This is a genomic window from Pseudomonas sp. Marseille-Q5299 (genome assembly GCF_943737035.1).
Lineage (GTDB): Bacteria > Pseudomonadota > Gammaproteobacteria > Pseudomonadales > Pseudomonadaceae > Aquipseudomonas > Aquipseudomonas putida_E.
This window is the reverse complement of record NZ_CALSFR010000003.1, coordinates 731,003-757,943: the sequence shown is the minus strand read 5'-3', so window position 1 is coordinate 757,943 and position 26,941 is coordinate 731,003. Positions and strand designations below refer to the sequence as shown.

The 26,941-nt window shown below is 61.4% G+C and carries 23 protein-coding genes and 1 pseudogene; 11 read left to right on the top strand and 13 right to left on the bottom strand.

All coding sequences use genetic code 11. The features are described 5' to 3' along the window. The gene (gene gyrB, locus NGJ21_RS12180; RefSeq protein WP_046786790.1) at window positions 1-2,421 is read left to right on the top strand and encodes a DNA topoisomerase (ATP-hydrolyzing) subunit B; all 2,421 of its coding nucleotides are present in this window, start codon (window positions 1-3) and stop codon (window positions 2,419-2,421) included. A 54-nt stretch (window positions 2,422-2,475) separates the two neighbouring features. Here the strand turns inward: gyrB and NGJ21_RS12175 are convergent, their stop codons facing one another. The 3 genes from NGJ21_RS12175 to NGJ21_RS12165 all read right to left on the bottom strand — a co-directional run bounded on the left by NGJ21_RS12175 (window position 2,476) and on the right by NGJ21_RS12165 (window position 5,733). Next, window positions 2,476-3,753 (bottom strand): DUF2254 domain-containing protein, encoded by a 1,278-nt coding sequence (locus NGJ21_RS12175; protein ID WP_251962162.1) that lies wholly within the window; start codon window positions 3,751-3,753, stop codon window positions 2,476-2,478. Window positions 3,754-3,868: 115 nt separating this feature from the next. Further along, window positions 3,869-4,294, bottom strand: coding sequence for an RcnB family protein (locus tag NGJ21_RS12170; RefSeq protein ID WP_046786792.1), 426 nt, complete (start codon window positions 4,292-4,294; stop codon window positions 3,869-3,871). A gap of 134 nt (window positions 4,295-4,428) precedes the next feature. Further along, on the bottom strand, window positions 4,429-5,733 hold the full coding sequence (locus tag NGJ21_RS12165) for a sigma-54 interaction domain-containing protein (RefSeq protein ID WP_251962161.1): 1,305 nt from the start codon (window positions 5,731-5,733) through the stop codon (window positions 4,429-4,431). Between the two features lie 223 nt (window positions 5,734-5,956). On the opposite strand from NGJ21_RS12165, the gene NGJ21_RS12160 reads away from it, so the two are divergent. The 3 genes and pseudogenes from NGJ21_RS12160 to NGJ21_RS12150 all read left to right on the top strand — a co-directional run bounded on the left by NGJ21_RS12160 (window position 5,957) and on the right by NGJ21_RS12150 (window position 8,968). Continuing rightward, window positions 5,957-6,841: an MBL fold metallo-hydrolase gene (locus tag NGJ21_RS12160; RefSeq protein WP_046786793.1), complete on the top strand. Its 885-nt coding sequence runs from the start codon at window positions 5,957-5,959 to the stop codon at window positions 6,839-6,841. Window positions 6,842-6,880: 39 nt separating this feature from the next. Beyond that, entirely contained in the window at window positions 6,881-8,152 is a 1,272-nt protein-coding gene (locus NGJ21_RS12155) for an NAD(P)/FAD-dependent oxidoreductase (RefSeq protein ID WP_115273211.1), read from the top strand. Further along, window positions 8,149-8,968: pseudogene (locus NGJ21_RS12150) on the top strand (sulfite exporter TauE/SafE family protein). Before NGJ21_RS12155 ends, NGJ21_RS12150 begins: the two are co-directional and overlap by 4 nt. On the opposite strand, the gene NGJ21_RS12145 reads toward NGJ21_RS12150, so the two are convergent. Then, window positions 8,957-9,844, bottom strand: coding sequence for a LysR family transcriptional regulator (locus NGJ21_RS12145; RefSeq protein ID WP_251962160.1), 888 nt, complete (start codon window positions 9,842-9,844; stop codon window positions 8,957-8,959). The pseudogene NGJ21_RS12150 and the gene NGJ21_RS12145 overlap by 12 nt on opposite strands. Window positions 9,845-9,970: 126 nt before the next feature. Here NGJ21_RS12145 and NGJ21_RS12140 point away from each other — a divergent pair, with 126 nt between their 5' ends. Both NGJ21_RS12140 and NGJ21_RS12135 read left to right on the top strand, forming a co-directional pair. After that, entirely contained in the window at window positions 9,971-11,617 is a 1,647-nt protein-coding gene (locus tag NGJ21_RS12140) for a GMC family oxidoreductase (RefSeq protein ID WP_251962159.1), read from the top strand. Window positions 11,618-11,714: 97 nt separating this feature from the next. Beyond that, on the top strand, window positions 11,715-13,334 hold the full coding sequence (locus NGJ21_RS12135) for an MFS transporter (protein ID WP_115273213.1): 1,620 nt from the start codon (window positions 11,715-11,717) through the stop codon (window positions 13,332-13,334). A gap of 177 nt (window positions 13,335-13,511) precedes the next feature. Here the strand turns inward: NGJ21_RS12135 and NGJ21_RS12130 are convergent, their stop codons facing one another. From NGJ21_RS12130 to glyQ, 4 genes are read right to left on the bottom strand one after another with little or no spacing between them, the layout of a single operon-like run. After that, window positions 13,512-14,282: a lysophospholipid acyltransferase family protein gene (locus tag NGJ21_RS12130; RefSeq protein ID WP_046786799.1), complete on the bottom strand. Its 771-nt coding sequence runs from the start codon at window positions 14,280-14,282 to the stop codon at window positions 13,512-13,514. 60 nt (window positions 14,283-14,342) lie between these two features. Beyond that, window positions 14,343-14,870: a D-glycero-beta-D-manno-heptose 1,7-bisphosphate 7-phosphatase gene (gmhB, locus tag NGJ21_RS12125; RefSeq protein WP_046786800.1), complete on the bottom strand. Its 528-nt coding sequence runs from the start codon at window positions 14,868-14,870 to the stop codon at window positions 14,343-14,345. A gap of 3 nt (window positions 14,871-14,873) precedes the next feature. Continuing rightward, entirely contained in the window at window positions 14,874-16,925 is a 2,052-nt protein-coding gene (gene glyS, locus NGJ21_RS12120; RefSeq protein ID WP_251962158.1) for a glycine--tRNA ligase subunit beta, read from the bottom strand. Next, window positions 16,922-17,869: a glycine--tRNA ligase subunit alpha gene (gene glyQ, locus NGJ21_RS12115; protein WP_012312032.1), complete on the bottom strand. Its 948-nt coding sequence runs from the start codon at window positions 17,867-17,869 to the stop codon at window positions 16,922-16,924. Before glyQ ends, glyS begins: the two co-directional genes overlap by 4 nt. A gap of 83 nt (window positions 17,870-17,952) precedes the next feature. Between glyQ and NGJ21_RS12110 the strand changes: the two genes are divergently transcribed. Both NGJ21_RS12110 and NGJ21_RS12105 read left to right on the top strand, forming a co-directional pair. Next, on the top strand, window positions 17,953-18,504 hold the full coding sequence (locus tag NGJ21_RS12110; protein WP_012312033.1) for a DNA-3-methyladenine glycosylase I: 552 nt from the start codon (window positions 17,953-17,955) through the stop codon (window positions 18,502-18,504). Between the two features lie 41 nt (window positions 18,505-18,545). Next, window positions 18,546-19,433, top strand: coding sequence for a lysophospholipid acyltransferase (locus tag NGJ21_RS12105; protein WP_012312034.1), 888 nt, complete (start codon window positions 18,546-18,548; stop codon window positions 19,431-19,433). Window positions 19,434-19,766: 333 nt separating this feature from the next. On the opposite strand, the gene NGJ21_RS12100 is transcribed toward NGJ21_RS12105, so the two are convergent. From NGJ21_RS12100 to def, 5 genes are read right to left on the bottom strand one after another with little or no spacing between them, the layout of a single operon-like run. Beyond that, a complete protein-coding gene (locus tag NGJ21_RS12100; RefSeq protein ID WP_204919241.1) occupies window positions 19,767-20,075 on the bottom strand; it encodes a tetratricopeptide repeat protein in 309 nt (102 codons plus the stop codon). Window positions 20,076-20,086: 11 nt separating this feature from the next. After that, a complete protein-coding gene (gene trkA / locus NGJ21_RS12095; RefSeq protein WP_012312036.1) occupies window positions 20,087-21,460 on the bottom strand; it encodes a Trk system potassium transporter TrkA in 1,374 nt (457 codons plus the stop codon). 23 nt (window positions 21,461-21,483) lie between these two features. Then, window positions 21,484-22,794, bottom strand: a complete 1,311-nt coding sequence (gene rsmB / locus NGJ21_RS12090; protein WP_251962157.1) for a 16S rRNA (cytosine(967)-C(5))-methyltransferase RsmB — start codon at window positions 22,792-22,794, stop codon at window positions 21,484-21,486. Further along, the gene (gene fmt, locus NGJ21_RS12085) at window positions 22,791-23,723 is read right to left on the bottom strand and encodes a methionyl-tRNA formyltransferase (RefSeq protein WP_039603240.1); all 933 of its coding nucleotides are present in this window, start codon (window positions 23,721-23,723) and stop codon (window positions 22,791-22,793) included. Before fmt ends, rsmB begins: the two co-directional genes overlap by 4 nt. Before the next feature lie 59 nt (window positions 23,724-23,782). Then, window positions 23,783-24,289 carry a peptide deformylase gene (gene def, locus NGJ21_RS12080; RefSeq protein WP_012312039.1) on the bottom strand — a complete coding sequence of 169 codons (507 nt, stop codon included), beginning with the start codon at window positions 24,287-24,289 and terminating at the stop codon, window positions 23,783-23,785. Window positions 24,290-24,495: 206 nt separating this feature from the next. On the opposite strand from def, the gene dprA reads away from it, so the two are divergent. From dprA to NGJ21_RS12065, 3 genes are all read left to right on the top strand, one after another. Continuing rightward, entirely contained in the window at window positions 24,496-25,593 is a 1,098-nt protein-coding gene (gene dprA, locus NGJ21_RS12075) for a DNA-processing protein DprA (protein ID WP_251962156.1), read from the top strand. 38 nt (window positions 25,594-25,631) lie between these two features. Next, window positions 25,632-26,189: an L-threonylcarbamoyladenylate synthase type 1 TsaC gene (tsaC, locus tag NGJ21_RS12070; protein ID WP_251962155.1), complete on the top strand. Its 558-nt coding sequence runs from the start codon at window positions 25,632-25,634 to the stop codon at window positions 26,187-26,189. A 381-nt stretch (window positions 26,190-26,570) separates the two neighbouring features. Further along, window positions 26,571-26,870, top strand: a complete 300-nt coding sequence (locus tag NGJ21_RS12065) for a hypothetical protein (protein ID WP_182445229.1) — start codon at window positions 26,571-26,573, stop codon at window positions 26,868-26,870. The last annotated feature ends 71 nt before the right edge of the window (window positions 26,871-26,941 follow it).

The window sequence follows — 26,941 nt, the reverse complement described above, 5'->3', positions numbered from 1 at the left end:
ATGAGCGAAAATCAAACGTACGACTCTTCAAGCATCAAGGTGCTGAAAGGTTTGGATGCCGTGCGCAAGCGTCCCGGCATGTACATTGGCGACACCGATGACGGTAGCGGCCTGCACCACATGGTCTTCGAAGTGGTCGACAACTCGATCGACGAAGCCCTCGCCGGGCACTGCGATGACATCACCGTCATCATCCACACCGATGAATCCATCAGTGTGCGCGACAACGGTCGCGGCATTCCGGTCGACGTGCATAAAGAAGAAGGCGTTTCTGCAGCCGAGGTCATCATGACCGTGCTGCACGCCGGCGGTAAATTTGATGATAACTCCTACAAAGTTTCCGGCGGCCTGCACGGTGTAGGTGTTTCGGTAGTAAACGCCCTTTCGGAAAAGCTGGTGCTTACCGTTCGCCGTAGCGGCAAGATCTGGGAGCAGACCTACGTTCATGGTGTTCCACAGGCGCCGATGGCCGTTGTGGGCGAAAGCGAAACCACCGGCACCCATATTCATTTCAAGCCTTCGGCCGAGACCTTCAAGAACATTCACTTCAGCTGGGACATCCTGGCCAAGCGTATTCGTGAACTGTCCTTCCTGAACTCTGGCGTTGGCATCCTGCTGAAAGACGAGCGCTCGGGCAAAGAAGAGTTCTTCAAATATGAAGGCGGCCTGCGTGCATTCGTTGAATACCTGAATACCAACAAGACTCCGGTCAACTCCCAGGTGTTCCATTTCAACGTCCAGCGTGAAGATGGCGTGGGTGTTGAAGTTGCCCTGCAGTGGAACGACAGCTTCAACGAAAACCTGCTGTGCTTCACCAACAACATTCCGCAGCGCGATGGCGGTACCCACCTGGTTGGTTTCCGCTCTTCGCTGACCCGTAGCCTGAACAGCTACATCGAGCAGGAAGGCCTGGCCAAGAAGAACAAGGTTTCCACCACCGGTGACGATGCTCGTGAAGGCCTGACCGCAATCATTTCGGTCAAGGTGCCGGATCCGAAGTTCAGTTCGCAGACCAAGGACAAGCTGGTCTCCTCGGAGGTGAAAACCGCCGTGGAACAGGAAATGAACAAATACTTCGCCGACTTCCTGTTGGAAAACCCCAACGAAGCCAAAGCGGTAGTCGGCAAGATGATCGACGCTGCCCGTGCCCGTGAAGCGGCGCGCAAAGCGCGTGAGATGACTCGCCGTAAAGGCGCGCTGGATATCGCGGGCTTGCCGGGCAAACTGGCGGACTGCCAGGAGAAGGACCCTGCCCTTTCCGAACTGTACCTGGTGGAGGGTGACTCCGCAGGTGGCTCGGCCAAGCAAGGTCGTAACCGTCGTACCCAGGCGATCCTGCCGCTGAAGGGCAAGATTCTCAACGTCGAGAAAGCACGCTTCGACAAGATGATCTCCTCCCAGGAAGTGGGCACACTGATCACCGCGCTGGGCTGTGGCATCGGCCGCGAAGAGTACAACATCGACAAACTGCGCTATCACAACATCATCATCATGACCGATGCTGACGTTGACGGTTCGCACATCCGTACCCTGCTGCTGACCTTCTTCTTCCGTCAGCTGCCAGAGCTGGTCGAGCGTGGCTACATCTACATTGCCCAGCCACCGCTGTACAAGGTTAAGAAAGGCAAGCAGGAGCAGTACATCAAGGACGACGAGGCCATGGAAGAATACATGACCCAGTCGGCCCTCGAAGATGCCAGCCTGCACCTGGATGAGTCTGCGCCAGCCGTTTCCGGCGTTCAGCTGGAGGTTTTGGTCAACGAGTTCCGCGGTGTGATGAAGACCCTCAAGCGTTTGTCTCGCTTGTACCCGGAAGAGTTGACCGAGCACTTCATCTACCTGCCGGAAGTTACCCTGGAGCAATTGGGCGACCATGCCGTCATGGAGAACTGGTTGGCCAAACTGCAGGAGCGCCTGAGCAACAGCCAGAAGTCTGGCCTGATGTACAAGGCCACCCTGCGCGAGGACAAGGAGCGCAATGTGTGGCTGCCTGAAGTGGAAATCACCTCGCACGGCCTGGCCAGCTACATCACCTTCAACCGCGATTTCTTCGGCAGCAACGACTATCGCACGGTGGTCAACATTGGCTCCAAGTTGTCGAGCCTGCTGGGTGAAGGTGCTTACGTACAGCGCGGTGAGCGTCGCAAGGCGATCGTCGAGTTCAAGGAAGGCCTGGATTGGCTGATGAACGAGACCACCAAGCGTCACACCATCCAGCGATACAAAGGGCTGGGTGAGATGAACCCCGACCAGTTGTGGGAAACCACCATGGACCCAACTGTACGTCGCATGCTCAAGGTCACCATCGAAGACGCGATTGCCGCCGATCAGATCTTCAACACCTTGATGGGTGACGCGGTTGAGCCTCGCCGTGACTTTATCGAAAGCAACGCGCTGTCGGTTTCTAACCTGGACTTCTGATCAGGTTGTTCTTACCAAAAAGCCCGCGCAAGCGGGCTTTTTGGTTTGGGCTGTTCATTCAATCTTCCTGAGCTTCACGTGCACTGACCTCAGCTGATCTTTTTCATGCGCGAGTGTAAGTGACGCCTCTGCACGCATGACAAGCTGCTCCCCATGCCTGATGCAACTCTGCTTGAAAAGCGCGGGGTTTATCTGGGCCAGGCTGACAAGTGCCTTGAGCAACCGAAGGTCGACTTCTAGAAGAGCGGCGCCGTCTCTGCTGATAGGGGCAAAAAAATCGTCGAACAAATCGTCCACCGTCAACCCTCGCAGGTGGACCCACTCGCAGCTTTTTTCCTGGTCCGGTTCGCAAGCGTGTGCTTTGCCCCAGTACGTCAAAGTTCTAAGGCCTCTGCCAATCACATCAATAGCGGTGCCCGGATCATTGACCGCTGGTGACAACGCGCGGGATGCGATTTCCGATAGCACGCATAGCCCAAACCTCGGGTCATGTTCAAAGGTTCTTCGGGTGCCTATGGTCAACGTCGCCAGCGTGCCCTTGAGGCTTTGCTCATCAGGATGCTTGTCACTCAAAGGCACAATGCGAGCGACCGGCATACCGATGTGGACAAAACTACCTGGGAGAACTTCCACATAGATCCGGATCTGTAGCGCTTTGGAAATGGCGCCCAAGGCTTGCACATCGATATGTTGGACGTAGCCAGTCTGGTTGCTGGCAATGGTTTGCGCGGACAGCGGTAGTACAAGGTCTACCGGGTACGCTGAGCCTCCCAGATAGGGCCAGCGAATGCGATGAGCCATGGCCTCTATCGCCGCCTTTTCCACACGGTCAATGGTTTCTCCGACCCGTCCGAGTTTGGAAAGGTGGTCTATCCAGCGCAGCAGTGTGTAAATGATCAGCGTCACGACAGCTAGCGTCACCGCAAAAAGCACGACTCGGCCCTGGCTTCCATAGAGGCCGGTACTCAGGGCAATGATGCCAACCAGGCTGAAGAGAAACGAACCGATGAATGTGGCCAGCGCGTTCTGGGTCGTGGTGTCTTCCATGACCAGCGTTGTGGCACGCGGGGTCACCCCGCTACTTGCGGCCCCGTAGGCGGTGACCATCGTGCTCAATGAGAAGGTGGTCACAGCCAGCATGCTGGAGGCAATGATCCCGAGAATCTTGTCCACTGCATCTGCGCCGATGCGCGCTGGCAAGGTTTGCGGGATGAAGTCTCTGAACAGGATGGCAAGCAATGCAGTCGCCACACCCAGAATGGAGAACAGAGAGGCTCTGAACCAGAGTCGCTTGGTGAGTTGACCCGCTACCCAACGCCAACGCGCAATCATGTGCAGTACCTTCAAGAGACTGATCGAATAGTTAACAGACTAGAAGTTTCAATCCACAACCCAGCAAAAAACCCGCGCAAGCGGGCTTTTTGTTGGCGGCTGGTTTTATACGGCCTTAGTAACCGCTGAGGATGTTTACGATCACCCCGGAAGCAATGGCCACCAGCACGTAGTCGCCGTTGACGTACAACCAACGGTGGTCGCGGGGCGGCGGCGAGAGGTGCCGGGCGCGCCAGTCGGTCACCCAGTAACGGTCATTGCGATAGTGCGGGTCTACCACATGGCCGCGCTTCCATTGCTGGTGAGGTACCGGCATCCCCGGTTGTGGACGGAAGTTCGGATTACGGTAGGACTGAGCCTGGCCGTTGCCGGGTTTGCCATGTTGTTGCGGATGGCCTTGCTGCTTGCTCTGCTGCGGATGACCTTGGCCCTGATGCGAGCGGTCGCCATCGTGCCCTTGAGGCGGGCCGGGTTGGGCGAAGCTGGCCAGTGGTACGCTGAGCATCAAGGTAGCGCAGAGCACGGAGAGGGTTTTTTTCATCGTATGTCGATCCTTTGCATGTTCACGTCCGGCGGGTTTCAACGAGACGCCGATTACGGTTAATGCTTCAGACCGTGATTCGCGATGAGTAATCCCTGGCAAGAGGTAAAGGTCCGGTAAAGAATCGCCAAGCACTAAGCCGGATTCAGCCCCAGCGCTTTCAAGCGCCGATACAGCGTACGTTCACTCATCCCTAAGTGGCGCGCCAGTTCGCTACGCGGGCCCTGAAACTGTTCCAGCGCTTGTGCCAGATCACTCAGGTCGCTGCGAGCGCGCCCCTTGTTCGCACCGGTTGCGATTTGCGGGCCTACATCTTCCGGCAGATGCTCAGGCCGTATCAGCCCATCATCGGCAAACAGCCGCGCCCGTTCCAGGATGTTGCGCAGCTCGCGGATATTGCCTGGGAACGTATGCAGGGCCAATCGCTGCAGCGCAGCGTCAGTGAGACTCGCGGCAGGTTTGCCTGCCATGCGCTGCAGAAGGCTCTGTGCCAGCAGCGGCAGATCCTCTACGCGTTCGCGCAAGGAGGGCAGGCGGATAGGAAAGCCACTGATGCGGTAATACAGGTCTTCCCGGAACGTGCCCTCTGCAACCATCTGCTTGAGCGGTTTGTGTGTTGCAGACACCAGGCGGAAGTCCGCATGCACGGTGCGCAGGCTGCCAACCGGGCGGAAGCTGCCGGATTCGATCAGGCGCAGCAATTTGACCTGCATCGCCAGTGGCACCTCACCAATCTCGTCCAGGAAGAGCGTGCCGCCGTGGGCCGCCTCTGCCAGGCCGATCTTGCGCTGGTTGGCGCCGGTAAAGGCTCCCTTCTCATAGCCGAACAGTTCACTCTCGAACAGTGACTCGGTCAAGCCGGTGCAGTCGACCACCACCAAAGGGCCATTCGCCCGAGGGCTACCCATATGGATCGCCCGGGCGAAAAGCTCCTTGCCTGTACCGGATTCACCCTGGAGCAATACCGGGATCTGTGCGGGTGCCGCACGTTGCAGGCTGGCCAATGCCGTTTTGAATGCTGGCGCCCGGCCGACCAGGCCCTGTTGCTGAGGTTGCGCCGAGGCTAGTGTGACCGTTGTCAGGCGTTCTACGAAGGCGACCACCCTGCCCTGCTCATCGAGGATCGGCCGTAGTTCCACATCCACATGCTCAGGCCCGCGCGGGGTGTGATGAATGTGCAGTACCCGTTCCGGCAGTTTGCTGCCCCAGGCCTTGCGCATGGGGCAATGCTCACCGGCCTGGTCGCAAGGCACGGCGTAGTGATGGGAAACCCGGTGGCACTTCTCACCCAGTGGCGCACGGTCGTCACGGCCGAACTGCCGACGATAGGCGGCATTGGCTGCGAGGATGTTGTAGTCGGTGTCCAGCACGATGGTAGGCAACGCATCGTGTTCGAGGTAGGAAACCAGAGCTAGGATGAGGGGATGGGATTCAGGCATGACGGCACCGATTGGATAAGCCGTTGAGGGTAACAAGGACTGCCAAACACTGCCATTGGCTGACAGTCGACTGCCAGGGCAGCTGACAAACCGGCCTGCCTTGCGCCATCAGGGGCCGATTTCACTGGCCTTGGCACGGGTTAAACCCCTGGCATGCATCTTGATAAACCACCCGTCACTGCCTACGCCTCTAAAAGGCGGGGTGGATTATTTGGAGAACGTGATGATCATCGGCAACAACCTTCAGGTGGAAGCCTTTTTCGACGACGCCACCTCGACCATCAGCTACCTGGTACTGGACCGCGAGACCAACCAGTGTGCGTTGATCGACAGCGTACTGGACTATGACCCCAAGTCAGGCCGCACCTGCACCGAGTCTGCAGACCGTCTGATTGATCGGGTACAGAGCCTGGGCGCCAAGGTGCAGTGGATTCTGGAAACCCATGTACACGCCGACCACCTTTCAGCTGCGGCGTATCTCAAGGAAAAGCTCGGCGGCCACACCGCCATTGGCGCCGAGATCACCAAGGTACAGAAAGTCTTCGGCGACTTGTTCAACGCCGAGCCGGGCTTCGCCCGTGATGGCAGCCAGTTCGATGTGTTGCTCATGGACGAAGAAGGCTTTCGCATAGGTAACCTGCACGCCCGCTCGTTGCACACGCCTGGGCATACCCCCGCTTGCATGAGTTACCTGATAGAGGATGCGGGAGAAAAAGCACTGTTCGTGGGCGACACCCTGTTCATGCCTGATTACGGTACCGCACGCTGTGACTTCCCAGGCGCTGATGCTCGCACCTTGTACCAATCGATCCGCCGCCTGCTGGCCTTCCCTGACCAGACTCTGCTGTTCATGTGCCATGACTACCTGCCGGGCGGGCGTGACATGCGTTATGTCACCACCGTTGCCGAGCAGCGCGCCAGCAACATTCATGTTCACCAGGGCATCGATGAGGACAGCTTTGTCGCCATGCGTGAAGCGCGTGACAAGACCCTCGAGATGCCCGTCCTGATCCTGCCTTCGGTGCAGGTCAACATGCGCAGTGGCCATTTTCCGCAGCCGGAATCCAACGGCGTGAGCTACCTGAAGATCCCGTTGAACAAGCTCTGAGCGCCCTGCCCCATCATTAGAATTCCCAGGATTTACGCCATGCCTGCCTTGTTGTCCCCTGCTAATTCCGACCACCACAAGGTGGTCATCGTCGGTGCCGGCGCTGCCGGCATCGCCACTGCTTCCAGCCTCATCAGCCGCGACCCGTCACTGGATATCGCGGTGATCGACCCTGCCGACGTTCATTACTACCAGCCCGGCTGGACCATGGTCGGTGCGGGTGTGTTCAAGGCACCGAGCACCGCGCGCACCATGGCCTCGACCATCCCCCGTGGCGTGCGCTGGATCAAGGCGCGCGTGCAAGGGTTCGACCCGCTGGGCCAGCTGGTCATGCTCGAAGATGGTCGCACCATCAGCTATGAACAGCTGGTGGTCTGCCCCGGCCTCAAGCTCGATTGGGCTGCCATTGACGGGCTCAGTGATACCCTGGGGCGCAACGGCGTCACCTCGAACTACCGCTACGACCTGGCACCCTACACCTGGGAGCTTGTGCAGAACCTCAAGCAAGGCCGCGCCCTGTTCACTCAGCCGCCCATGCCGATCAAGTGCGCCGGTGCGCCGCAGAAGGCGCTGTACCTGTCCTGCGACCACTGGATGCGCCAGGGGCTGCTGGGCGATATCAAAGCCTGCTTCTTCAATGCCGGCGCAGTGCTGTTCGGTGTGCCCGATTACGTGCCGGCCCTGATGGCCTACATCGACAGGTACGGTGTGGACCTCAATTACAGCCACCGTCTGGCTGCAGTAGATGGCCCGAACAAGCGCGCCACCTTTGTCCGCACCTTTGCCGATGGCAGCACTGAAACCCGCACTGAAGCTTTCGACATGCTGCACGTGGTGCCGCCACAGGTTGCCCCGGACTTCATTCGTCAAAGCCCATTGGCCGATGCCGCTGGCTGGGTCGATGTCGACCCGCATACGCTGCGTCATCGCCAGTTTGCCAATGTCCATGCCCTTGGCGATGTGGCCAGCACCAGCAACGCCAAGACTGCGGCCGCTGCGCGCAAGCAGGCTCCGGTGGTTGCCAACAACGTGCTGGTGGCGCTGGGCAGGCTGGCTAACCTTGCCCAGTACGATGGCTACGGCTCCTGCCCGTTGACGGTCGAGCGTGGCAAGATCGTGCTTGCCGAGTTCACCTATGGCGGCAAGGTTGCGCCGAGCTTCCCGCGCTGGTTGCTGGATGGCCGCCAGCCGACGCGCCTGGCCTGGCTGCTCAAGGCGCGAGTGCTGCCGCCGCTGTACTGGCAAGGCATGCTGAAGGGACGGGAGTGGCTGGCACGGCCGCAACCGCTGGCGGCCGAGGCACCACGGTGATCGAACATCAACTGCTCGGTGCCGGGCTGGGCGCGATCATTGGCGCAGTGCTGGCGCTGACTGGCGCGGGGGGCGGCATCCTGGCGGTGCCGCTGCTGGTGTTTGGCCTTGGTCTGTCGATGGTCGAAGCTGCGCCCATTGGCCTTCTTGCCGTAGGTCTTGCCGCTGCCGTGGGGGCGATCCTCGGCTTGCGCCAAGGGCTGGTGCGTTATCGCGCCGCGCTGTTCATCGCCCTGATCGGCATCGCTGCTGCACCGCTCGGGCTGATGCTCGCCCATCGTCTGCCCGACACACCCTTGGCCCTGGTGTTCGCCGGCGTGCTGGTTTACGCATGCCTGCGTATCTGGCGCAAGGCTGCCAGCGAGTTGCGTGGCGAGGCCAACGACGCGCACCGTTTCATCGAGCCGTGCGTGCTCAACCCGCTGCAGGGCCGTTTGCGCTGGACACTGCCCTGCGCGCGGGCGCTGGCCATGACCGGAGCGCTTTCGGGATTGTTGTCCGGCTTGTTGGGGGTGGGGGGGGGGCTTCGTGATCATCCCTGCCTTGAACCGCTACACCAACCTGCGTATGAAGAGCATCGTCTCGACCTCGTTGGCGGTGATCGCCCTGGTGTCTACAGGTAGCGTGGTCAGTGCCAGCCTGGCTGGGGTTATGCACTGGCAGGTGGGCGCACCTTTTGCCGCGGGCGCGGTGCTTGGCCTGCTGCTGGCGCGGCCACTGGCGACGCGGCTGGCCGGGCCTCGCCTGCAGCAGCTGTTCTCGGTGGCCGGCTTTGCGGCTGCCCTGCTGCTGGCCGGCAAGGCGCTACTCGGCTAGCAGCTCGGCCTGTTCCTGCGCGCACAGCGCCAGCAGGTAATCCCAGACCACCCGCAGGCGTACCGACTTGTGCAATTCACGACGGGTGCATATCCAGTAGCTGCGCTGGATGGTTTCGCTGGGCAGTACGCGCACCAATGTCGGGTCGTGGCGAGCCATGTAGTTGGGCAGCACAGCGATACCCAGGCCGGCGCGCGCAGCGGTTTGCTGGGCGATTACGCTGGTGCTGCGAAAAGCCACGTTGGGCGCCCGGCAGAAGCTGTTGAGAAACAGCAGCTCCTGGCTGAACAGCAGGTCGTCGACGTAGCCGATCCAGCTGTGCCGGGCCAGATCTTCACGGTTGCGTAAAGGTGGCGCGCGGTCCAGGTAAGCCTGGCTGGCATACAGGGCCAGGCGGTAGTCGGTGAGTTTGCGGGTAATCAGCAGGTCGGCACCGGGACGTTCCAGGTGAATGCTGATTTCCGCCTCGCGGTTGAGGATGCTGACAAAGCGAGGCACGGCCACCAGCTCCACTTCCAGGCCCGGATACCGATCGAACAGCGCATTCATGCGTGGGGTGAAGAACATGATGCCGATGCCTTCGGTGACCCCAAGGCGAATCTTGCCCAGCGGTGTGATGGCCTGGGTGATTTCTTCCTGCGCCAGCAACGCGACATTCTCCATGGCTTCGGCGTGCTTGAGCAGCGCCTGGCCGGAGGGCGTCAATTCGTAGCCCTGCGCGTGTTGCACGAACAGTGGGGTGCCCAGGCTTTTCTCGATGCTCTCGATATGCCGGGCAACCGTGCTATGGGTCGTGTTGAGACGCTTGGCAGCGCTGAGCAGGCGGCCACTGCGCTGCAACTCGAGGAAAAACCGCAGATCATTCCAGTCGAACATGCATCCTTTCCCTGTTTTTCGCTGTGCTAAAACGCACAACGGCTGCGCGAAATCTCGTGTTTCCTCAGCGAAATTAATCAATAAGATGTACGACGACAAGAATAAAAATCAGGCGCGAGGTTGCAAATGCCATCAGCCGATTCTGTCTTCGACTACGTTATCGTGGGTGCCGGTCCTGCCGGTTGCCTGCTGGCCAATCGATTGTCCGCCGACCCGTCCCGCCGCGTGTTGCTGCTGGAAGCCGGGGGCCGCGACAATTACCCCTGGATTCACATCCCCGTCGGTTACCTTTACTGCATCGGCAACCCCCGCACTGACTGGTGCTTCAAGACCGAAGCGCAAAGCGGCCTGGGTGGTCGTAGCCTGGGTTATCCCCGGGGCAAGGTGCTGGGGGGCTGCTCATCGATCAACGGCATGATCTACATGCGTGGCCAGGCTGCGGACTATGACCATTGGGCCGCCCAGGGCAACGACGGTTGGGCCTGGAAGGACGTGCTGCCGCTATTCAAGGCCAGCGAAAATCACTTTGCAGGTGGCAGTGATCACCATGGCGCCACTGGCGAATGGCGGGTGGAACGCCAGCGCTATAGTTGGCCGATCCTCGATGCATTCCGAGATGCCGCCGAGCAGAGCGGTATCGCCAAGGTCGATGACTTCAATACCGGCGACAACCAAGGCTGTGGATATTTTCAGGTCAACCAGCGCAGCGGTGTGCGCTGGAATGCATCCAAGGCTTTTTTACGACCTGTGCATAACCGTTCCAACCTCACCGTGCTGACCGGCGTGCAGGTTGATCAAGTGCTGCTGAACAACACCCGCGCCCGCGCAGTGAGAGCATTTTGGCAAGGCGCCTGGCACGAGTTCGCTGTGCGCCGCGAGATCATCCTGTGTGCAGGGGCGGTGGGTTCGCCCGGCATCCTGCAGCGCTCCGGCATTGGCCCGCGCACGTTGCTGGAAACGCTCGGCATCGGCGTACGGCACGATATGCCCGGTGTCGGTGGCAATCTGCAAGACCACCTGCAATTGCGCCTGATCTACCAGATCCGCAACACCAGAACGCTCAACCAGATGGCCAACAGCCTGTGGGGCAAGATGGGTATGGGCCTGCGTTATCTCTACGACCGCAGCGGCCCGCTGGCCATGGCGCCGAGCCAACTCGGGGCGTTCGTGCGGTCCAGCCCGGAGCAGGCCACCGCCAACCTGCAATACCACGTACAACCCCTGTCGCTGGAACGCTTCGGCGAGCCGCTGCACCGCTTCCCCGCCTTCACCGCTTCGGTGTGCAACCTGCGCCCGGCTAGCCGTGGGCGCATCGACATCCGTAGCTCGGACATGAACAGCGCGCCACTGATAGACCCCAACTACCTCAGTGACCCTGAAGACCTGCGCGTTGCCGCCGACGCCATCCGTATCACACGCCGCATCGTCCAGGCCCCTGCCCTCGCCGCTTTCGATCCGCAGGAATACCTGCCAGGCCCTGCCCTGCAGACCGAGGAAGACCTGTTCGAAGCGGCAGGCAAGATCGGCACCACCATCTTCCATCCGGTCGGGACCTGCCGTATGGGCAGCGGCCCGCTGGACGTTGTGGATAACCAGCTGCGTGTACGCGGCATCCCCGGCCTGCGCGTGGCGGATGCTTCAATCATGCCGCAGATCACCTCCGGCAATACCTGTTCACCCACCCTGATGATCGCCGAGAAGGCGGCCCAACTCATTCTCAAGGGAGCTGCTACCCAGACCTACCTGAACGAAGACGCGTTACCGACGCCCTGACCCGGGTGCGTGCAGTACCGGCGGCTTGCGGTCAGAAGCTGCCGACAGTGGAACAACAAGAATAATCACTGTGGCCTGCGGGCCGAGGACAGCAACGATGTCGGATTACATCCAAGAGCAGGGGGCGACGGCGAGCAGCCCAAGCCGTCGTGAAGAACGCAAGATCATTTTCGCGTCATCCCTCGGGACGGTTTTCGAGTGGTATGACTTTTTTCTCTATGGTGCGCTGGCGGCAGTGATCAGCAAGCAGTTCTTTGCTGGCGTCAACGACACCACCGCTTTCATCTTCGCCCTGATGGCATTCGCCGCCGGCTTCCTGGTACGGCCCTTCGGCGCGCTGGTGTTCGGCCGGCTGGGTGACATGATCGGGCGAAAATACACCTTCCTGATCACCATCGTGCTGATGGGCTTGTCCACCTTCGCCGTTGGTTTGCTGCCCACCTATGCAAGCATCGGCATTGCCGCGCCGATCATCCTGGTGGTACTGCGCATGCTGCAGGGGCTGGCACTGGGGGGCGAGTATGGTGGCGCGGCGACGTATGTGGCCGAACACGCACCGCCCGGCAAGCGCGGCTTCCACACGGGCTTCATCCAGTCCACTGCTACCCTCGGGCTGCTGCTGTCGTTGCTGGTGGTGCTGGGCAGCCGCTACATCACCGGCGATCAGTTCGAAACCTGGGGCTGGCGCTTGCCGTTCCTGCTGTCGATCGTGCTGCTGGGCATTTCCACCTGGATCCGCATGAGCATGCATGAGTCGCCGGCCTTCGTGAAAATGAAGGCCCAGGGCAAGATCAGCAAATCGCCAATCCGCGAGTCGTTCACCTCCTGGCCAAACCTCAAGGTGGTGCTTACCGCACTGTTCAGTATCAACGCCGGCCAGGCCGTGACGTTCTACACGGCGCAGTTCTACGTGCTGTTCTTCATGACCCAGATGCTCAAGATGGATCCGGCCCAGGCCAATACCTTGCTGATCATCAGCGTGGTGATCGGTGCGCCGTTCTTCGTGTTCTTCGGCTGGCTGTCCGACCGCATCGGCCGCAAGCCTATCCTGATGCTCGGCCTGCTGCTGGCCACGGTGTTGTACTTCCCGCTGTTCAAGGCCCTCAGCCACTACGCCAACCCGCAGATCGACGCAGCGAGCCGTCAGGCGCCGATCGTGGTCACCGCTGACCCGCAAGGCTGTACGTTCCAGTTCGACCCGGTCGGCAAGGCGCGTTTCGACAGCCCGTGCGACAAGGTCAAGACCTTCCTGGTCAAACAGGGCCTGCCGTACAGCTCGGTGAATGTGGCGGGCAGCCAAGTGGTGGTGAACATTGGCGACAAGACCATCAACGGGTTTGACGAAACAGCCATGCGCACAGCCATCGAGCAGGCGGGCTACCCGGCCAAGGCGGACCCGTCGCAGGTCAACCAGGTGATGGTGGTGGTGCTGATCGTTGCAATGATCCTGATCGCAACCATGACTTATGGCCCGCTGGCGGCGGTGATGGTGGAGCTGTTTCCGACGCGTATCCGCTACACCTCGATGTCGCTGCCCTACCACATTGGCAATGGCTGGTTTGGCGGTTTCCTGCCCACGGTTTCGTTCGCGCTGGTGGTGTACACCGGGGATATCTTCTACGGCTTGTGGTACCCGGTGCTGGTAACCGGGATCAGCCTGGTGGTGGGAATCTTCTGCCTGAAAGAAACCAAGGATGTGGATATCGACAAGGTCTGATGATGTCGTGAAGCCATAAAAAAACCGGCTGTAAAAGCCGGTTTTCTTATGCCTCAAAAAAACTTATGCACGCTTTTCAGAAAAATGTCATACACAAAAATAAATAGGCAATTCATAGACTTAGCTATCAAACGAGGCATTTCATCCAAAAATTGCTAACACGTTATCCACAGATCGTCAGGCAATCTGCTCGTGTGGTTTTTCATCTACCGGTGGCAACGAGCCCAAGCGGCGCTGAGTCGCTTCGTTCCACGCCGCGGCACGGTCATTCAACTCTGCAATGGCACGCGGGCCGGTACCATTGGCATACATCGGCTCCCCGATGACCACCTCGATGGTGCCAGAGCGCTTGCCCCACCCTGACTTGGGCCAGTACTTGCCGGCGTTATGCGCGATCGGCAGCACGGGCAGCCCGGCATTTACCGCCAGCGCGGTACCGCCACGGGAAAACTTGCCCACGGTGCCAAAGGGTACCCGAGTACCTTCCGGGAAGATCAGCACCCAGACCTTCTGCTTGAGCAATTCGTCACCCTTGCTCGCCACCTGGCGCAAGGCTTCCTTGGGGTTGTCGCGGTTGATCGCGATCGGCCGCAGCATGGCCATGGCCCAGCCAAAGAACGGCACGTACAGCAGTTCACGCTTGAGCACCTGGCTCAATGGCGAGAAATAGGCTGACAGGAAGAACGTCTCCCAGGTGCTCTGGTGGTTGGACAGAATCACACAGGGCTCTTTGGGCACGTTCTCGGCACCGGTGACCTTGTAGTGGATACCCAGAATCACCCGCGCCAGCAGCACGGCAAAACGGCACCAGTAGACGTTGATGAAGCGGTAGCGCTTGTGAAACGGCAAAAATGGCGCGATAAAAAAGCTCAGCGAGCACCACAGCAGGGAACTGGTGCCCAGCAGCAGGTAAAAAAGAAAGATTCTGATCGCCCGCAGGATCGACATAGTGGCATGTACCGTTGCGGGCTTGCCCGCCTGATAAAAATGCGCCCTTGGGCGCATTGTTTAGATTAGTTCTCTGGCGATAGCTGCCAGATCGTCGAAAATCAGTGTGGTTTGCGCGACACCCTTTTCAAGCGTCCGCTCGCCTTTGCCGGTTTTCACCAGCACCGGTTGTGCACCGACGGCCAGGGCGGCCTCCAGGTCACCTTTACTGTCGCCGACAAACCATACGCCGCGCAGGTCGGCCTGATAATGGTCGGCGATTGCCCGCAGCATGCCAGGCTTGGGCTTGCGGCAGTCACAACCCTCGTCCGGCCCATGCGGGCAATACACGATGTGGCCGACTTCGCCGCCGTGCCCTGCCACCAGCGTGCGCAGACGCGCATGCATGGCTTCGAGGGTTGCCAGTGAATAGTAGCCACGGGCAATGCCGGACTGGTTGGTGGCCACGGCCACCGTCCAGCCCGCTTTGCTCAACTGCGCGATGGCCTCGATCGAGCCGGGGATCGGGATCCACTCCTCCAGCGACTTGATGTAGGCGTCGGAGTCCTGGTTGATCACCCCGTCACGATCGAGAATCAGCAGTTTCAAGGCTTACCCCAGCAGCGAAATGTCAGCAACGCCCAGGAACAGGCCGCGCAGGCGGCTGAGCAGGGCATAACGGTTGGCGCGGACCTTGGCATCCTCGGCGTTGACCATCACCGCCTCGAAGAAGGCGTCGACCGGGTCACGCAGGGCCGCCAGGCGGGCCAGCGATTCGCTGTACTGACGTGCGGCAGCCATCGGTTGCACAGCCTGGTCGGCCTGCTGGATGGCCGAATACAGCGAGAACTCGTTGGCGTTGTCGAAGTACTTCGGCTCGACCTGTTCGGCAATGGCGCCTTCAGCTTTGCTCAGCAGGTTCGACACACGCTTGTTCACTGCGGCCAGCGCCTCGGCTTCCGGCAGCTTGCGGAAGGCCTGCACGGCCTGCACACGCTGGTCGAAGTCCAGGGCCGAACCCGGCTTCAGGGCACGTACCGACAGGTAGGTGGCAACGTCGATGCCTTCGTCTTCATAACGTGCACGCAGGCGGTCGAAGATGAACTCCAGCACCTGCTCGGCCAGGCCTGCGGCCTTGACCTTGGCGCCGAACTGCTTGACCGCGAACTCCACCGCAGGGGTCAGGTCCAGGTCCAGTTGCTTCTCGATCAGGATACGCAGCACGCCCAGGGCGGCGCGGCGCAAGGCATATGGGTCTTTGCTGCCGGTGGGCAGCATGCCGATGCCGAAGATACCGACCAGGGTGTCGAGCTTGTCGGCGATGGCTACCGCAGCACCGGTCAGGGTCTGTGGCAGCTCGGCGCCAGCACCGCGCGGCATGTACTGCTCGTTCAGCGCCAGGGCCACGTCTTGCGGTTCGCCGTCGTTGAGCGCGTAGTAGTAACCGGCAACGCCCTGCATCTCTGGGAATTCGCCGACCATTTCGGTGGCCAGGTCGCACTTGGACAGCAGCCCGGCACGGCCGGCGCGCTGGGCGTCGCCGCCGATCAGCGGGGCAATGTACGCGGCAAGCCGGGAGACGCGCTCGGCCTTGTCGTAGACGGTGCCCAACTGCGCCTGGAAGACTACGTTCTTCAGGCGTTCGTTGAAGGTTTCGAGCGGCTGCTTCTTGTCCTGCTTGAAGAAGAACTCGGCGTCGGTCAGGCGCGGGCGCACGACCTTCTCGTTACCCGAGACGATCTGCTTGGGGTCACGGCTTTCGACGTTGGCCACGGTGATGAAGCGCGGCAGCAGCTTGCCTTCGCTGTCCAGCAGGCAGAAGTACTTCTGGTTGTCCTGCATGGTGGTGATCAAGGCTTCCTGCGGCACCTCGAGGAAACGCTCCTCGAACGAGCACACCAGCGGTACCGGCCACTCGACCAGCGCAGTCACCTCATCCAGCAGCGCTGGCGGTACGATGGCAGTGCCTTCCTGCTGCATGGCCAGTTCGGTGGTGCGCTTGGCAATCAGCTCGCGGCGTTCGGCGAAGTCGGCCAGCACGTAGGCTTTGCGCAGGTCTTCGACGTAGTTGGCCGGGGTGGTGATGACCACGTTCTGCGGATGGTGGAAGCGGTGCCCACGGGATTCACGGCCGGCCTGCTGCGACAGGATGGTGCAGTCGACGACCTGATCGCCCAGCAGCATCACCAGCCACTGGGTCGGGCGCACGAACTCTTCACGGCTGGCGGCCCAGCGCATGCGCTTGGGGATCGGCAGGTCGTTGAGCGAATCTTCGACGATGGTCGGCAGCAGGCTGGCGGTGGCCTTGCCCGGGATATGCTGGGAGAAGCGCAGCTTGGCGCCGCTCTGGTCGATTTCCGACAGCCCTACCCCGCACTTTTTGGCAAAGCCCAAGGCAGCCTGGGTCGGCTCGCCGTCCTTGAAGGCAGCCTGCAGGGGCGGGCCGTCGATATTGATGCTGCGGTCAGGCTGCTGTACATCCAGCTGGCGAATCAGCACGGCCAGACGACGCGGCGCGGCGTACACCTGTTTGCCGGTGTAGTTCAGGCCGGCGGCCTGCAGGCCTTTTTCGATGCCGGCCAGGAAGGCGTCACCAAGGGTGGCCAGGGCTTTGGGTGGCAGCTCTTCGGTGCCCAGTTCTACCAGGAAATCTTGAGCACTCATTGTGCAGCCTCCAGCTTCGCCAACACTTCGTCACGCAGTTCAGGGGTAGCCATCGGGAAGCCCAGGCGTGCACGGGCTTGCAGATAGCTTTGCGCCACGTCCCGGGCCAGGGTACGCACACGCAGGATGTAACGCTGGCGCTCGGTCACCGAGATGGCGCGACGGGCGTCGAGCAGGTTGAAGGTGTGCGAGGCCTTGAGCACCATTTCATAGGTCGGCAGCGGCAGGTCCAGCTTGATCAGGCGGTTGGCTTCGCTTTCGTAGAAGTCGAACAGCTCGAACAGTTTCTCGACGTTGGCGTGCTCGAAGTTGTAGGTCGACTGTTCCACTTCGTTCTGGTGGAACACATCGCCGTAGGTGACCTTGCCGAACGGGCCGTCGGCCCAGACCAGGTCGTACACCGAGTCGACACCCTGGATGTACATGGCCAGGCGCTCCAGGCCGTAGGTGATTTCACCGGTGACCGGGTAGCACTCGATGCCGCCTACTTGCTGGAAGTAGGTGAACTGGGTCACTTCCATGCCGTTGAGCCAGATTTCCCAACCCAGGCCCCAAGCGCCCAGGGTCGGCGATTCCCAGTTGTCCTCGACGAAGCGGATATCGTGGACCAGCGGATCCAGGCCGATGGCTTTCAGCGAGCCGAGGTACAGCTCCTGGAAGTTGGCCGGGTTGGGCTTGAGCACCACCTGGAACTGGTAGTAGTGCTGCAGGCGGTTGGGGTTTTCGCCATACCGCCCGTCGGCAGGGCGACGGCTGGGCTGCACGTAGGCGGCGTTCCAGGTTTCCGGGCCGACGGCGCGCAGGAATGTAGCGGTATGGAAAGTGCCGGCGCCTACTTCCATATCGTAGGGCTGAAGCACCACACAACCTTGAGCTGCCCAGTAGTTCTGCAGGGCGAGGATCAGGTCTTGGAAGGTACGCACGGCTGGCGTAGGCTGGCTCACGAAATTCACCTGTATCTGGGGATGCGGATGTAAAGAGCGGGAGTATAACCTGATTCGCCTCGCCCTCTACTCATTGGAGCCTTATGCCACGCTGCTTTTGGTGTACCGACGATCCGTTGTACCAGGCCTATCACGACCAGGAATGGGGAACACCGCAGCGTGATCCGGCGTTGCTGTTCGAGATGCTTTTGCTCGAAGGGTTCCAGGCCGGGCTTTCATGGATCACCGTCTTGCGTAAACGCGAACGCTATCGCGAGGTGCTGCATGGCTTCGACCCGGTGAAGCTTTCGCAGATGAGCGATGAGCGCATCGAGGAGCTGATGCTCGATGCCGGCATCATCCGCAACCGCCTCAAGCTCAAGGCTGTCCGGCGCAATGCCCAGGCCTGGCTGGCTGTGGATAACCCGGCCGAATGGCTCTGGTCGTTCGTCGGCGGCGAGCCGAAGATCAACCATTTCAGTGCCCGAAGCGAAGTGCCGGCGGTCACCGACGAGGCCAAGGCGATGAGCAAGGCGTTGCAGAAAGCCGGCTTTACATTCGTTGGCCCGACCATCTGCTACGCCTTCATGCAGGCTACCGGCATGGTCATGGACCACACCACCGATTGTGATCGTTACGCCGCCTTGCTGCGCTGAGGGGTTACAATGCGCGCCTTGCTGAAATAAGGAATTGGCCTGTGGAAAAGTTCAAGGGCGCCCTGATGGTCGGGGTGCTGCGTCTGTTTGCCAAGCTGCCCTGGGGCGCGGTACAGCGCGTCGGTGCCGGGATCGGCTGGCTGATGTGGAAAGTCCCCAACGGTTCGCGCAATGTCGTGCGCATCAACCTTGCCAAGTGCTTCCCTGAGATGGATCCGGTCGAGCGCGAGCAGCTGGTCGGCCGTGCGCTGAGAGACATTGGCAAATCCTTTGTCGAAAGTGCCTGTGCCTGGATCTGGCCGCCACAGCGTTCGCTTGAGCTGGTCAAGGAAGTGCACGGCCTGGAAGTGCTGGAGCAGGCCCTGGCCTCAGGCAAGGGTGTGGTCGGCATCACCAGCCACCTGGGTAATTGGGAAGTGCTCAACCACTTCTACTGCAACCAGTGCAAACCGATCATCTTCTACCGCCCGCCGAAGCTCAAGGCCGTGGATGACCTGCTGCGTGAGCAGCGGGTGCAGATGGGCAACCGTGTGGCGCCTTCGACCAAGGAAGGCATCCTCAGCGTGATCAAGGAAGTGCGCCGCGGTGGGCAGGTGGGGATTCCCGCCGACCCGGAGCCGGCGGAATCGGCCGGTGTATTCGTGCCGTTCCTGGGCACCCAGGCGCTGACCAGCAAGTTCGTGCCGAACATGCTGGCCGGTGGCAAGGCGGTGGGGGTGTTCCTGCATGCCCTGCGCTTGCCGGATGGCTCGGGCTTCAAGGTGTTTCTCGAAGCTGCGCCAGAAGAAATGTACAGCACGGATGTGAACGTGTCGGCGGCGGCCATGAGCAAGGTGGTCGAGCGTTATGTGCGCGAATACCCGAGCCAGTACATGTGGAGCATGAAGCGCTTCAAGAAGCGCCCGCCTGGCGAGGCGCGCTGGTACTGAGATTTTGGGGGCGCCTTGCGCCCCTTTCCCCACAGCTACCCCGCTGCTCTCAAACTCAGCGCAAACCCAGTGGGAGATTCTATGGTTATCAGCAAGCCATTTTCGCGCCTTTGGTGACCTATTCGTCCTGATTTTTCATCAGGGCGAATGCCGCTCGTGCGAACTTTCTAGCCAGGATTACCTTTGCGGGGCTTTCCTTTGAGTCTTGCATCGGATTTACCGGCCCTATCGCCGGCAAGCCGGCTCCCACAGGGAACGCGCAGTTCTTGAGGCCTGCACTGTACTTGTGGGAGCCGGCTTGCCGGCGATGGGCTGCAAAGCAGTCCCGGCATTTCAGGCTTTATTCAGCTTCTTGAGAAACACCGCCATCTCTTTCTCGGCCTGCTTGTCCCCATGGGCCTGCGCCGCCACGATCCCGTCTTCCCAGGCCTTGCGCGCCGCCGTCAGGTCGCCCTGCAGTTGATACGCCTTGCCGAGCAGCTTCCACGCTGCCGAATATTTGGGGTCCTGGGCCACGCAACGGGCCAGGTGCACTGCCGCTTCGGCGCCGTTGCCCTCGTCCAGCCAAGCCTTGCCCAGGCCGAACCGCAGCAGCGGGTTATCCACACCCTTGGCCAGCATTTTCTCCAGCGATTCGCGCATGCCCGCCCCCCCTAGAAGAAACTCAAGCCGACGTGGAACAGCTTCTCCACGTCGCGAATGTGCTTTTTATCCACAACGAACAGGATCACGTGGTCACCCGACTCGATCACTGTGTCGTCGTGGGCGATCAGCACCTGCTCGTCGCGGATGATCGCGCCAATGGTGGTGCCCGGCGGCAAGGCGATATCTTCGATGGCCTTGCCGATCACCTTGCTCGATTTCGAGTCGCCATGGGCCACCGCCTCGATGGCCTCTGCCGCACCGCGGCGCAGGGAGTGCACGCTGACGATATCGCCACGGCGCACATGCGCCAGCAAGGTACCGATGGTTGCCAGCTGGGGGCTGATGGCGATATCGATTTCGCCGCCTTGCACGAGGTCTACGTAGGCCGGGTTGTTGATGATCGTCATTACCTTGCCCGCGCCCAGGCGCTTGGCCAGCAGTGACGACATGATGTTCGCCTCGTCATCATTGGTCAGGGCCAGGAAGATGTCGGCATCGGCAATGTTCTCTTCGAGCATCAGGTCCTTGTCCGAGGCGCTGCCCTGCAGCACCACGGTGCTTTCCAGGGTGTCGGAGAGGTGCCGGCAACGGGCCGCGCTCATCTCGATGATCTTCACCTGGTAGCGGCTTTCGATGGCCTCGGCCAGGCGTTCGCCGATCTGCCCGCCCCCGGCGATGACCACACGCTTGTTGGTCTCGTCGATGCGGCGTAGCTCGCCCATCACGGCGCGGATGTCTTTCTTCGCGGCGATGAAGAACACCTCGTCATCGGCCTCGATCACGGTGTCGCCCCGCGGGGTGATCGGCCGGTCACGGCGGAAGATCGCGGCCACGCGGGTATCGACGTTGGGCATGTGCGCGCGGATCTGGCGCAGCTGCTGGCCCACCAATGGGCCGCCGTAATAGGCCTTGACCGCCACCAGTTGCGCCTTGCCCTCGGCAAAGTCGATCACCTGCAGCGAACCTGGGTGTTCGATGAGCCGCTTGATGTAGTTGGTCACGACCTGCTCGGGGCTGATCAGCACGTCCACCGGGATGTGGTCGTTGTCGAACAGCTCTTCGCGGGTGAGGTAGGCCGATTCACGCACCCGGGCGATCTTGGTGGGCGTGTGGAACAGCGAATAGGCGACCTGGCAGGCGACCATGTTGGTTTCGTCGCTGTTGGTCACCGCCACCAGCATGTCAGCGTCATCGGCACCGGCCTGGCGCAGGACCGTCGGGAGCGAGCCGCGGCCTTGCACGGTGCGGATATCCAAGCGGTCGCCCAGGTCACGCAGGCGGTCGCCGTCGGTATCGACCACAGTAATGTCGTTGGCTTCGCTGGCCAGATGCTCTGCCAGCGTACCGCCTACCTGGCCTGCGCCAAGGATGATGATCTTCATCCGCTACTCCCTAACCTTTTTTCTTAACCGCGCGAGGCGGCGATCTTGATCAGCTTGGCATAGTAGAAACCGTCATGGCCGCCTTCCTGGGCCAGCAGCTGGCGGCCATGGGGCTGGCGGATACCAGCTTCTGTGGCCAGGTCCAGCTCACGGGCGCCCGGCGTGCGGGCAAGGAAGGCCTCGATCACTTCGGTATTCTCGGTCGGCAGGCTGGAGCAAGTGGCGTACAGCAGCATGCCGCCGACTTCCAGGGTCGGCCACAGGGCATCGAGCAACTCGCCCTGCAGCGCGGCCAGCGCCGGAATGTCGTCAGCCTGGCGAGTCAGCTTGATGTCCGGGTGGCGGCGAATGACGCCGGTAGCCGAGCAGGGCGCGTCGAGCAGGATGCGCTGGAACGGCTTGCCGTCCCACCAGCTGGCGGTGTCACGGGCGTCGCAGGCGACCAGTTCGGCGTCCAGTTGCAGGCGGTCGAGGTTCTCACGCACGCGGGTCAGGCGCTTGGCTTCCAGGTCGATGGCCACCAGGTGCGCAAGGCCCGCTTCTGCCTCGAGCAGGTGGCACGTCTTGCCGCCTGGGGCGCAGCAGGCATCGAGCACGCGCTGGCCGGGGGCCAGTTCAAGCAGGTCGGCCGACAGCTGCGCGGCTTCGTCCTGAACGCTCACCCAGCCCTCGGCAAAGCCCGGCAGGCTGCGCACGTCGCAGGCCTCAGTCAGCACAATGCCGTCGCGGCTGAACTGGCAGGCGCTGGCGCCAACGCCGGTTTCGGTCAGCAGGGCAAGGTAGCCATCGCGGCTGTGGTGGCGGCGGTTGACCCGCAGGATCATTGGCGGGTGAGCGTTGTTGGCCGCGCAAATGGCTTCCCACTGCTCGGGCCAGAACGCCTTGAGGGCTTTCTGCAGCCAGCGTGGGTGGGCGGTGCGTACAACAGGGTCGCGTTCCATGCCGGCGAGCAGCGCCTCGCCTTCACGTTGGGCGCGGCGCAGCACGGCGTTGAGCAGGCCCTTGGCCCACGGTTTTTTCAGTTTGTCGGCGCAACCGACCGTCTCGCCGATGGCGGCGTGGGCCGGGATGCGCGTGTAGAACAACTGGTACAGGCCTACCAGCAGCAGTGCCTGCACATCGGCATCAGCGGCCTTGAACGGCTTCTGCAGCAACTGGGCTGCGAGCAGGTCCAGGCGTGGCTGCCAGCGGGCGGTACCGAACGCCAGGTCCTGGGTCAGGCCGCGGTCGCGGTCCTCGACCTTGTCCAGTTGCGCTGGCAGCGAACTGTTCAGCGAGGCCTTGCCACTGAGCACAGCGGCCAAGGCACGGGCGGCGGCGAGGCGTGGGTTCATTGGCCAAGCACCTTGCCGGTGGCGAACTTCTCGCGGCGGCTATTGAACAGGTCGCTGAAGGCCAGGGCCTTGCCGCCAGGCAATTGCAGGCGGGTAAGGCTCAAGGCCTGGTCACCGCAGGCGACCACGAGGCCGTCTTTGCTGGCTGACAGGATCTCGCCAGGGGCGCCTTCACCTGTGGACAATCTGGCGGCCAGCACCTTCACGCTTTCGCCATCCAGAGTGCTGTGGCACACCGGCCAAGGGTTGAAGGCGCGGATCAGGCGCTCCAGCTCCACAGCCGGGCGGCTCCAGTCGATGCGTGCCTCGTCTTTGTTCAGCTTGTGCGCATACGTGGCCAGGGCGTCGTCCTGCACCTCGCCTTGCAGGCTGCCGTCGGCCAGCCCGGCGATGGCTTGCACCACGGCTGGCGGGCCCATGGCGGCGAGGCGATCGTGCAGGCTGCCGCCGGTGTCTTCGGCACTGATTGGTGTGACGACCTTGAGCAGCATCGGGCCAGTGTCCAGGCCTGCTTCCATGCGCATCACGGTCACGCCGCTCTCGGCGTCGCCGGCTTCCACGGCGCGCTGGATCGGCGCCGCGCCGCGCCAGCGTGGCAGCAGGGAGGCGTGGCTGTTGATGCAGCCCAGGCGTGGGATGTCCAGCACCACCTGGGGCAAGATCAGGCCATAGGCGACCACTACCATCAGGTCCGGCTTGAGCGCGGCGAGTTCCGCCTGTGCATCTTCATTGCGCAGGGTTGGCGGCTGGAACACCGGGATGTCATGGGCCACCGCCAGCGCTTTGACCGCGCTTGGCATCAGCTTCTGGCCACGGCCGGCCGGGCGGTCGGGCTGGGTGTAGACGGCCACGATCTCGTAGGGGCTGTCGAGCAGGGCCTTGAGGTGTTCGGCGGCAAACTCTGGAGTGCCTGCAAAGACGATGCGCATGGAGGTCTCGCTTCAAAAAAGAAAAAGGCTTGCCGGAGCAAGCCTTCTGGAAGGTGGGATCAGGCTTGCTGGCGGTGCTGCTTTTCCAGCTTCTTCTTGATCCGGTCGCGCTTGAGCTGCGACAGGTAGTCGACGAACAGCTTGCCGTTGAGGTGATCGAACTCGTGCTGCACGCATACCGCCAGCAGGCCTTCGGCTTCGAGCTCGAAAGGCTTGCCGTCACGGTCCTGCGCCTTGACGCGCACACGCAGCGGACGGTCGACGTTCTCGTAGAAGCCCGGCACCGACAGGCAGCCTTCCTGGTACTGGCCCATGTCGTGGGTCAGCTCTTCGACCGACGGGTTGATGAAGACCCGCGGCTCGCTGCGGTCTTCGCTCAGGTCCATGACCACAATCTGTTTGTGGACGTTGACCTGGGTGGCAGCCAGGCCGATGCCAGGCGCTTCGTACATGGTTTCAAACATGTCGTCGATCAGCTGGCGCAGGGCGTCGTCGAACTCCGTCACCGGTTTGGCGATGGTGCGCAGGCGCGGGTCTGGGAATTCGAGAATGTTCAAAATGGCCATAGGGTCAGGCAATCACTGTGCGTTCGGTTGAAAACTGAGCATACATAATAAAGGGAATCGACGATTTCGGCACCTGGCAAGCTCGTCTAGGGTGTTTATGGGCTTGATAGCGTCCATTTAATGGACAGCTTTTCAAAGTGTTACCCACAAACTTATCCACAGGTTGTGCCACGTAAATGGCCCTGTTTCGATCAAGGATGATCTCTATGCCGTTCAACCATTCGTCGCTTTGCCCGCCTGCCGAACTGGAAGCGCGGTTACGTCTACACCGCCTGCCCGAGACGGGATTGCGTCGTTTTCACACCTTGCTGCAAGCCTTTGGCAGTGCTTCTTCAGCGCTCAGTGCACCGGCGGGTGCCTGGCGTGCGCTGGGCATTGCGCAGGCCACCATCGACGCCCGGCGCAGTGCCGAAGTACGCGACGGGGCGCTGGCTGCAATGGCCTGGATAGAGCATCCGGGCCAGCATTTGCTGATGTGGGACAGCCCTGGCTACCCCGCGCTGCTGGGCGAAATCGATGATGCCCCGCCGCTGCTTTTCGTCGCAGGCGACCCGGCTTTGCTCGAACGGCCACAGCTGGCAATAGTGGGCAGCAGGCGTGCTTCACCCCCGGCGCTCGACACCGCCAAGGCATTTTCCCGTTACCTCTCGCAGGCTGGCTTCACCATCACCAGTGGGCTTGCTTTGGGCATCGACGGTGCCGCTCATCGGGCCGCATTGCAGGCCGGGGGAGGCACGATCGGTGTGTTAGGCACTGGGCTGCAAAAACTTTATCCACAGCGCCACCGTGACCTGGCCAAAGCGATGATCGACAGCGGTAGCACGCTGGTTTCCGAGTACCCGCTCGATGCCGGGCCGCTGCCGGGTAACTTTCCGCGACGCAATCGCATCATCAGTGGCCTGTCACTTGGCGTGCTGGTGGTTGAGGCGAGCCTGGCCAGCGGTTCTTTGATCACAGCCCGCCTGGCCGCCGAGCAAGGCCGTGAGGTTTACGCCGTTCCCGGCTCGATCCACCACCCCGGCGCCAAAGGCTGCCACCAGTTGATTCGCGACGGCGCACTGCTGGTTGAAAGTGTGGGGCAGATACTGGAAAGCTTGCAGGGTTGGCAGAACCTGCCGCCGGCAGTTGTGGATAAACCGTCCCATCCATTGCTTGCCTTGCTGCATGCTGCACCGCAGACCAGCGAGGCACTGGCTGCTTGTAGCGAGCTGCCCCTGGCGCAAGTACTGGCGCAATTGACCGAGCTGGAGCTCGAGGGCCGGGTGACCAATGAAGCCGGGCGTTGGTTTGCCCGCGCTGGCTAAGTAAACTGCGCGCATGGCTTAAATGCGGAGAGACACAAATGGTGAGCAGTTGGCGTGTGCAACAAGCCGCGCGTGAGATTCGGGCCGGTGCGGTGATCGCCTACCCGACTGAAGCGGTCTGGGGCCTGGGCTGCGACCCATGGAACGAGGATGCGGTGTATCGCTTGCTGGCGCTCAAGTCGCGGCCTGTGGATAAAGGGCTGATCCTGGTCGCCGACAACATCCGCCAGTTCGACTTCCTGTTCGAGGATTTTCCAGAGGACTGGATCGACCGCATGGGCAGCACCTGGCCTGGGCCCAATACCTGGCTGGTGCCGCACCAGGACCTGTTGCCGGAGTGGGTGACGGGGCAGCATGACACGGTGGCACTGCGGGTCAGTGATCACCCGCAGGTGCGCGAGCTGTGCGCGCTGGTCGGGCCGTTGATTTCCACTTCTTGCAACCCGGGCGGGCGCCCGGCGGCGAAGAGCCGGTTGCGAGTGGAGCAGTATTTCCATGGTGACCTGGACATGGTGCTGGGTGGGGCGCTGGGCGGGCGGAAGAATCCGAGTGTGACTCGTAACCTGGCCACGGGCGAGATCGTTCGCCCGGGTTGACGCTGGCGAGGGCTGCGCCCTCGAATCGCCGGCAAGCCGGCTCCCACAGGGGTTGCGTGTAAGCCGGCTTGCCGGCGAATGGGCCGCAAAGCGGCCCTGAATGCTGCCAGCACATCAGTTTGGGAAAACTCCTACAACCCGCATCGAATACCATCACCTTCTCAGTGGGAAGTCTTGTCTCTAGGCTTCAGACCGTCGCTGAACAACTTGGCGATCGGGTGTGGTAACCCGGGTGGTCTGGAGTCACAGTCTATGGCGGCTGTGCGCGGGAGGCGTTTGCCTGCCGGGGAATGCTCCAGCCCGGTTTACCACCCCGCGTACAGCTGCCACCTAATCCGTGTGGTAACGGATGGATGTCAGCTTCAATCTCTGGAGCTAATCATGAAAAAGCTAGTGCCCGATCCACCACTTCCCTGCACTTCCACCCGCCCCTTCGGCCGCTGCGACGCCGGCCATTCAGCGCTGTTCAGCGTAAACCCCAACATTTCCGCCGCCGACGCCTTGGTCCACGTAGCCCTCTACCTGCGGTGTGCCTACGAGACTGGCTACAAGACGCTCGATTACCTGCGCGAAGAAGGCCGCGGCATGTACTGGTCGAACCTGCATGCGATCGAGATGGCAGAGGGGTTGGTAGAGGCGATGCTTGAAGGTATCGAGTCAGCGCCTGCGCAGCAGAGGTAGCTGTGAGGCTTGCAGGTGCTCGCCTTGGTTTTTGCATTGTTGCGTAGAACGAGCGCCGTCCACACGGCGCT

Coding starts and splice junctions, on each gene's coding strand:
- gyrB (WP_046786790.1), top strand. CDS start 1: ATGAGCGAAAATCAAACGTACGACTCTTCAAGCATCAAGGTGCTGAAA.
- NGJ21_RS12175 (WP_251962162.1), bottom strand. CDS start 3,753: ATGATTGCGCGTTGGCGTTGGGTAGCGGGTCAACTCACCAAGCGACTC.
- NGJ21_RS12170 (WP_046786792.1), bottom strand. CDS start 4,294: ATGAAAAAAACCCTCTCCGTGCTCTGCGCTACCTTGATGCTCAGCGTA.
- NGJ21_RS12165 (WP_251962161.1), bottom strand. CDS start 5,733: ATGCCTGAATCCCATCCCCTCATCCTAGCTCTGGTTTCCTACCTCGAA.
- NGJ21_RS12160 (WP_046786793.1), top strand. CDS start 5,957: ATGATCATCGGCAACAACCTTCAGGTGGAAGCCTTTTTCGACGACGCC.
- NGJ21_RS12155 (WP_115273211.1), top strand. CDS start 6,881: ATGCCTGCCTTGTTGTCCCCTGCTAATTCCGACCACCACAAGGTGGTC.
- NGJ21_RS12145 (WP_251962160.1), bottom strand. CDS start 9,844: ATGTTCGACTGGAATGATCTGCGGTTTTTCCTCGAGTTGCAGCGCAGT.
- NGJ21_RS12140 (WP_251962159.1), top strand. CDS start 9,971: ATGCCATCAGCCGATTCTGTCTTCGACTACGTTATCGTGGGTGCCGGT.
- NGJ21_RS12135 (WP_115273213.1), top strand. CDS start 11,715: ATGTCGGATTACATCCAAGAGCAGGGGGCGACGGCGAGCAGCCCAAGC.
- NGJ21_RS12130 (WP_046786799.1), bottom strand. CDS start 14,282: ATGTCGATCCTGCGGGCGATCAGAATCTTTCTTTTTTACCTGCTGCTG.
- glyS (WP_251962158.1), bottom strand. CDS start 16,925: ATGAGTGCTCAAGATTTCCTGGTAGAACTGGGCACCGAAGAGCTGCCA.
- NGJ21_RS12110 (WP_012312033.1), top strand. CDS start 17,953: ATGCCACGCTGCTTTTGGTGTACCGACGATCCGTTGTACCAGGCCTAT.
- NGJ21_RS12100 (WP_204919241.1), bottom strand. CDS start 20,075: ATGCGCGAATCGCTGGAGAAAATGCTGGCCAAGGGTGTGGATAACCCG.
- trkA (WP_012312036.1), bottom strand. CDS start 21,460: ATGAAGATCATCATCCTTGGCGCAGGCCAGGTAGGCGGTACGCTGGCA.
- rsmB (WP_251962157.1), bottom strand. CDS start 22,794: ATGAACCCACGCCTCGCCGCCGCCCGTGCCTTGGCCGCTGTGCTCAGT.
- fmt (WP_039603240.1), bottom strand. CDS start 23,723: ATGCGCATCGTCTTTGCAGGCACTCCAGAGTTTGCCGCCGAACACCTC.
- def (WP_012312039.1), bottom strand. CDS start 24,289: ATGGCCATTTTGAACATTCTCGAATTCCCAGACCCGCGCCTGCGCACC.
- dprA (WP_251962156.1), top strand. CDS start 24,496: ATGCCGTTCAACCATTCGTCGCTTTGCCCGCCTGCCGAACTGGAAGCG.
- tsaC (WP_251962155.1), top strand. CDS start 25,632: ATGGTGAGCAGTTGGCGTGTGCAACAAGCCGCGCGTGAGATTCGGGCC.
- NGJ21_RS12065 (WP_182445229.1), top strand. CDS start 26,571: ATGAAAAAGCTAGTGCCCGATCCACCACTTCCCTGCACTTCCACCCGC.